Genomic DNA, 6,281 nt, shown 5'->3' with positions numbered 1-6,281 from the left:
TTCTGCCATTGGGGACGAAGGTGTAATTGGATAGATTGCTGCTACATCAGTAAACGCATAAGACACGTAAGCTGCAGCGGTGTTTCCATCCATGGTTTTCATTTTTTTACCCATGTTATACTTCTCCTTTGTTATAAAATTTATTGAATATTGTTTTTTCACTAGCTAACCATCATGTGAACGAACATATACATACAAGACTCATTATAGTACGAAAAAGTCGAATAATCAAGGCTATGAGTCAATGCAAAATAATGTTTTATCAATTCCGTAAATCCTTAGGTTTTTTACCGTTTTTTCTTGTTCTCTATTTAATTTTTACCGTCAATCTTGTTTTTTACAGAAATAATTATGCGCGCGCAATCTTCTTTATTACCAAAAACGGCATAAAATCGCCCTTTTCGGTCTTTGAGAAAGTAATGCCCTTTTGTACAAAGTCTGCAGTTTTTTTCGGTAAAAGTGCCTTTTTCCCGTAAATCTCCTATTTGGCAATGCGCACTTGTCATAAGTGGCGTAAATCCTCCAATTGCCATCTCTGGTATCACGCCGTGAAATTCCTTTAACCTTTTGTAATAGAAGGGAGATATGGTATTAATTCCATATCTGCATTGTTATATTCTTTCCCAACATCTTTTTCTGCATCCAATTCTTTTTTTAAAGTTGGATAAATGTCCAAAAAGAACATTTTTATTTCCTCTATTCCTCTAAAAGTAATTGTTAAAAATTGTATTATTGTTTATAATACTATATTAGAAAGGCAGGATGCAAGTATGAGAAAACTTAAAGAAATTCTTATGGACAAACAATACATGAAAGCAAGTATTTTTACATCGATAACAATCATTAGTATATATATTATTTATCTCGTAATATCGAACTTTTCTTCCATTATAGAGAGTATAATCTCTGCCATTGGAAACTTAGCTTCTGCATTTTCACCATTACTGATTGGTTTGCTTCTCAGTTATCTTCTAAGTCCTCTTGTAGAAATGATTGACAATAAATTAATCGGTAAATTTTTCATTCCAAAAACAAACGATCCGATTTGTCTGGAGCGCCATACTAAAAGAACCAGAACTTTGAGCATTCTCTTAACCTTCCTTTTAATTCTTGGCATTCTCATTTTAATTTTATACGCGTTTACCGTACTAATTTTGGGACAAGTCGTATTTTATAGCTTAGAAAGTATGATTGATAATCTCGTTCTCTATTTTACGGAATATGAAAAAGTAATTTATGACACCCTTCAAAAAATACCAAACAGCGGCCTCGATACGAATTGGCAAGAAACGATCAATCATATCTTAACTTGGTTTTCTCAAATTTTTAATGCAGGTGTCGCAGTCAATTTTGTTGCCAATATTGGAAACGGTATTTTAAATTTTGCTTTGGGGGCAGTAGTATCCTTCTACTTATTAAAGGATCGTGATTTTTTTCTACGTCTTTGGAGAAAAACCTTACATCTATTACTTCCAATGGAACAAAGTTCTAAATTTAGTGAAACATTAAGGGAAGTAGATGTTGTTATTGCTCGTTTTTTACGTGGACAATTATTAGACGGTCTTATTATTGCAATCTTATCTTCAATAGGTCTGACTCTAATCGAACTTGATTTTGCTGTTTTTATTGGCTGTTTTGCAGGAATTGCAAACATCATACCTTATTTCGGACCAATTCTGGGTATGATTCCAGCTGCTATTGTAGGATTATTAAGCGGCAGTTTCAGTCAAGCAGCTTTTGCTGTTTTAGTACTATTTATCATTCAGCAAATTGATGGTGCAATTATTTCTCCAAAAGTAGTCGGTTCTAGTACTGGTTTACATCCTGTTTTTGTTTTAGTCGCAGTCACTGTGGGCGGCTATTATTGGGGAATTTTAGGCATGCTTTTAGCAGTGCCGATTACTGCAATTCTAAAATTATTTCTAACGAAAAAATTACGTGATTTAGATTAAGCAAAAAACAATATTTATTCCTGTCTTTTTCCATTTTACCAAAAATTTATTTTTATTATTTTCCAAATATAGAATATAAATGTTGCTTTTCTTCTTTTTTTGTTAAATTTTTTACAATCTTCTTTACAAGTTATCTTCCTGTATATATACTGTTGATATCAATTAATTATTATCTTATTTTATTAAACTAGAAAGGACGAACTCTATGCCAAAAAAAGGTATGTATCCGGAAGTTGACTTGATTCTAAAAGCGCATGAATCAAAGCAATCTGCCATTATTTCCATTTTGCAGGATGTGCAAAAACAATACCGTTATCTACCTCCAGAAGTTTTGACTTATGTAGCTCGCCAATTGGATTTAAGCGAAGCAAAGGTTTACAGTGTAGCTACCTTCTATGATAATTTCTCTTTAGAGCCAAAAGGGAAATATTTAATTAAAGTATGCGATGGTACTGCCTGTCATGTTCGAAAATCCATTCCAATTTTAGAAGAATTACGTAAATCCTTAGGATTAAGTGATAAAAAACATACAACAGATGATATGAAATTTACTGTGGAAACGGTTTCCTGTCTGGGAACCTGCGGATTGGCACCCGTTCTAACGGTAAATGATAAAGTATATCCATCTATGACCCCGGAAAAAACAAGAGATCTATTAAAGCAGTTAAAGGAGGAGGACAACGAATGAGAATTCCATCATTGGCTGCCTTCCAAAAAAGGCAAATGGAATGTGCAAAGGCACTTAAGCTAGAGCACAAAAAAATATTGGTTTGCGGCGGAACCGGCTGTGTAGCAGGGGGATCTTTGGATATCTATGCTGCATTCCAAGATATCATCAAGAAAGGCAATTTTTCTTTTGTTGATGTACAACTTGAAAAAGAAGAAAAGCCGCACGTATCTGTAAAGAAAAGCGGCTGCCACGGTTTTTGTGAAATGGGTCCTTTGGTACGCATTGAACCTTATGGAATCCTGTATGTTAAAGTAACCAAAGAAGATGTGCCTGAAATTTTCCAAGAAACGATTCTTAAAGGAAAACCAGTAAAACGTCTCCTTTACCATTTTAACGGAAAAAACCATACAACCGAAAAAGATATTCCTTTTTATAAAAAACAAAGAAGAGAAGTTTTGGAACACTGCGGACTTATCGATGCTGAATCCATAGACGAATATATCGGCATCGGCGGCTACACTGCGTTCACGAAAGCTTTGTTCCAAATGACCAGTGACGAAGTTATTGAAGAAGTAGTTCTCGCCAAGCTTAGAGGAAGAGGCGGCGGTGGATTTCCTACCGGAAAAAAATGGATGCAGGTAGCACGTCAAAAAGAATCCACCCGCTACGTTGTCTGCAACGGTGACGAAGGAGATCCTGGTGCATTCATGGATCGAAGCGTTATGGAAGGTGACCCACATAGAATGTTAGAAGGTATGCTTATCGCTGCTGTCGCTGTACGTGCTACAGAAGGCTTTATCTATGTGCGCGCTGAATACCCTTTGGCGGTCACTCGTCTTCGCAATGCGATAGAACAGGCAAGAGACTGGGGTTTACTTGGTGAAAATATTTTAGGTTCTGATTTCAGCTTTGATATTAAAATCAATCAAGGAGCCGGTGCATTTGTTTGCGGTGAAGGAAGTGCCTTAACAGCGTCTATTGAAGGTGATCGTGGTATGCCTCGTGTAAAACCGCCAAGAACCGTTGAACAAGGTCTGTTTAATAAACCAACCATTCTAAATAATGTAGAAACATTTGCAAACCTACCAAGTATTATACTAAACGGTAATGAATGGTTCCGTTCCATGGGTACAGCAAACAGTCCGGGGACAAAAGCATTTGCTCTGACCGGTAATGTAAACAACACCGGACTTATTGAAGTTCCTATGGGCACAAACTTAAAAGAAATCATCTATGAAATCGGCGGCGGCATTAAAAATGGCAAAGACTTTAAGGCAGTACAAATTGGTGGTCCATCCGGCGGCTGTCTATGTCTGGATAAAGAACACCTTGACTTGCCGCTTGATTTTGACTCCTTAAAATCAGCCGGTGCTATGATTGGTTCCGGTGGTCTCGTTGTTATGGACAGCGATACTTGTATGGTTGAGGTTGCTCGTTTCTTCATGAGCTTCACTCAAAGAGAGTCTTGCGGAAAATGTGTTCCATGCAGAGAAGGTACTCTTCGAATGCTGAACATCTTAGAAAATATTACAAAAGGAAAAGGTACCTTAGAAGATCTTGACCTTTTAGAAGAACTGGCAGAAACCATTACTGATACCGCACTTTGCGGACTTGGAAAAACGGCTTCGCTTCCGGTAATCAGTACGCTGAAATATTTCCGTGACGAATACCTCGCTCACATTGTAGATAAAAAATGCCCGACAAAAACTTGCAAGTCACTTTCTTCTTATGTCATTGTTGCAGATAAATGCAAGGGATGCTCCAAATGTGCAAGAAATTGTCCGGTTAATGCAATCAGCGGTACGATTAAAGAGCCATTCATCATTGACCAAGCGAAGTGCATAAAATGTGGTGCTTGTAAAGACGCTTGCAGCTTTGCGGCCATTGAGGAGGTATAAACAATGAATAAAATTGCGACAACAAACCACGATGAATTTATGTGGATTGATGGCCTGAAGGTAAAGCTGGAAGGCGAAAAGAATATATTAAAGGTCATTCGAAAAACCGGAATTCATCTTCCGACCTTCTGCTATCACTCTTCCTTAAGTACCTATGGTGCTTGCCGTATGTGTGTAGTAGAAGATGAAAAAGGCACGGTTATGGCAGCTTGCTCTACTCTGCCAAAAAACGGAATGTCTATTAAAACGAATACGAAAAAATTATTAAAGCATAGAAGAATGATTCTTGAACTTATTTTAGCGAACCATTGCAGAGATTGTACAGTATGTGAAAAAAACGACGACTGTGAACTTCGCTCTCTTGCTGCTCGTTTGGGTGTAAAACACATTCGTTTTGATAACAACCGTGAAATACAGCCGGTGGATCATTCCAGCCCATCTATTATCAGAGACCCAAGTAAATGTATCCTTTGCGGAGACTGCGTGCGAGTATGTTCCGAAACACAAGGTATGGGTATCTTAGATTTTGCACACCGTGGCGCCGATATTCAAGTCACGACTGCTTTTAATAAAAAATTAAGTGAAACAGATTGTGTTTCCTGCGGCCAATGTGTTGCTGTATGTCCTACCGGAGCACTGGTTATTAAATCAGAAACACAAAAAGTTTGGGACGCATTGCTTGATCCGAACAAACGTGTTGTTTGTCAAATGGCACCGGCCGTTCGTGTTGCACTTGGTGAAGAATTTGATCTTCCTGCTGGAGAACTGGTTACAGGTAAAGCATTTGCGGCACTAAACCGATTAGGCTTTGATTATGTTTATGACACAAGTTTATCCGCAGACATGACAGTTGTTGAAGAAGCGAATGAATTTATGAAACGCTTAGAAGATGGGGGTCCATTCCCTATGTTTACCTCTTGCTGCCCTGCATGGGTTAAATTTGTAGAGAGTAAGCATCCGGATCTTTTGGATAATATCTCTACTTGCAAATCTCCAATGCAAATGCTTGGTGCGATTTCAAAAAATCATTTTGCACAACCAAAATGGAATGACAAAGATACTGTTATGGTGGCAATTATGCCTTGCACTGCAAAAAAAGCAGAAGTTGCAAGACCAGAATTTGTTCATAAGGGAAAACGTGACGTTGATATTTGTATTACCACACAGGAATTAGCATATATGATCCAAGAAGCTGGCATCGATCTTTCTAACCTTACACCGGAATCCCCAGATATGCCATTTGGTCTTGCTTCCGGTTCCGGACTCTTGTTTGGTGTTACCGGCGGTGTTGCAGAAGCCGTTATTCGTCGCTGCAATGCAGAAAAAACCTCAGAGTCACTCCAAGCCATTTCTTACTGCGGCGTTCGCGGTATGGAAGGAATAAAAGAGGCTACCATTGAGGTTGGTGACCGCGAAATTCGAATTGCGGTTGCTCACGGACTGCAAAATGCAGACCAATTAATCAAGCAAATGAAAAGCGGCAACATCTATTATGATTTTATAGAAGTTATGGCTTGTCCTGGTGGCTGTGTATGCGGTGGCGGTCAACCAATTGCTAAGAGAAGACTTACTCGTGAAAAGAGAATGGAAAGCATATATAATGCTGATGGCATCGCTCAGCTCAAATACTCGGATGAAAATCCACAAGTAAAAAGTCTTTATTCTGCTATGAAAACGGAAGATGTACATCATTTGTTACATGTTCACTATCCAAAACCAATGGCAGATGAATAATAAGAGCGTTTGACACAAATATGAGAC

6 protein-coding genes and 1 pseudogene are annotated in these 6,281 nt (G+C 38.1%); 4 read left to right on the top strand and 3 right to left on the bottom strand.

The features are described 5' to 3' along the window. The 3 genes and pseudogenes from I2490_RS17120 to I2490_RS16795 form a co-directional block, all read right to left on the bottom strand. Positions 1-114, bottom strand: a pseudogene (locus I2490_RS17120) (pyruvate-flavodoxin oxidoreductase); the annotation flags it as partial. Between the two features lie 197 nt (positions 115-311). Beyond that, positions 312-545, bottom strand: coding sequence for a hypothetical protein (locus I2490_RS01510; RefSeq protein ID WP_206458022.1), 234 nt, complete (start codon positions 543-545; stop codon positions 312-314). A gap of 14 nt (positions 546-559) precedes the next feature. Then, complete coding sequence (locus I2490_RS16795) at positions 560-685, bottom strand: hypothetical protein (protein ID WP_280634182.1); 126 nt, start codon at positions 683-685, stop codon at positions 560-562. 85 nt (positions 686-770) lie between these two features. On the opposite strand from I2490_RS16795, the gene I2490_RS01505 reads away from it, so the two are divergent. From I2490_RS01505 to I2490_RS01490, 4 genes are all read left to right on the top strand, one after another. Beyond that, positions 771-1,952, top strand: a complete 1,182-nt coding sequence (locus tag I2490_RS01505) for an AI-2E family transporter (RefSeq protein WP_206458021.1) — start codon at positions 771-773, stop codon at positions 1,950-1,952. 205 nt (positions 1,953-2,157) lie between these two features. Further along, positions 2,158-2,640: a complex I 24 kDa subunit family protein gene (locus tag I2490_RS01500; RefSeq protein WP_206458020.1), complete on the top strand. Its 483-nt coding sequence runs from the start codon at positions 2,158-2,160 to the stop codon at positions 2,638-2,640. After that, positions 2,637-4,520 carry an NADH-ubiquinone oxidoreductase-F iron-sulfur binding region domain-containing protein gene (locus tag I2490_RS01495; RefSeq protein WP_206458019.1) on the top strand — a complete coding sequence of 628 codons (1,884 nt, stop codon included), beginning with the start codon at positions 2,637-2,639 and terminating at the stop codon, positions 4,518-4,520. The genes I2490_RS01500 and I2490_RS01495 overlap by 4 nt, the downstream gene beginning before the upstream one ends. Positions 4,521-4,523: 3 nt before the next feature. Further along, on the top strand, positions 4,524-6,254 hold the full coding sequence (locus tag I2490_RS01490; RefSeq protein ID WP_206458018.1) for a [FeFe] hydrogenase, group A: 1,731 nt from the start codon (positions 4,524-4,526) through the stop codon (positions 6,252-6,254). Positions 6,255-6,281 lie beyond the last annotated feature (27 nt).

This window comes from Anaerovorax sp. IOR16 (genome assembly GCF_017168145.1).
Lineage (GTDB): Bacteria > Bacillota > Clostridia > Peptostreptococcales > Anaerovoracaceae > IOR16.
The sequence above is the reverse complement of the archived record's forward strand: the minus strand, read 5'-3'. Positions and strand labels throughout refer to the sequence as shown.

Bases quoted from the DNA above. Each gene is read 5' to 3' on its own strand.
- I2490_RS16795 (WP_280634182.1), bottom strand. From the start codon at position 685: ATGTTCTTTTTGGACATTTATCCAACTTTAAAAAAAGAATTGGATGCA.
- I2490_RS01505 (WP_206458021.1), top strand. From the start codon at position 771: ATGAGAAAACTTAAAGAAATTCTTATGGACAAACAATACATGAAAGCA.
- I2490_RS01500 (WP_206458020.1), top strand. From the start codon at position 2,158: ATGCCAAAAAAAGGTATGTATCCGGAAGTTGACTTGATTCTAAAAGCG.
- I2490_RS01495 (WP_206458019.1), top strand. From the start codon at position 2,637: ATGAGAATTCCATCATTGGCTGCCTTCCAAAAAAGGCAAATGGAATGT.
- I2490_RS01490 (WP_206458018.1), top strand. From the start codon at position 4,524: ATGAATAAAATTGCGACAACAAACCACGATGAATTTATGTGGATTGAT.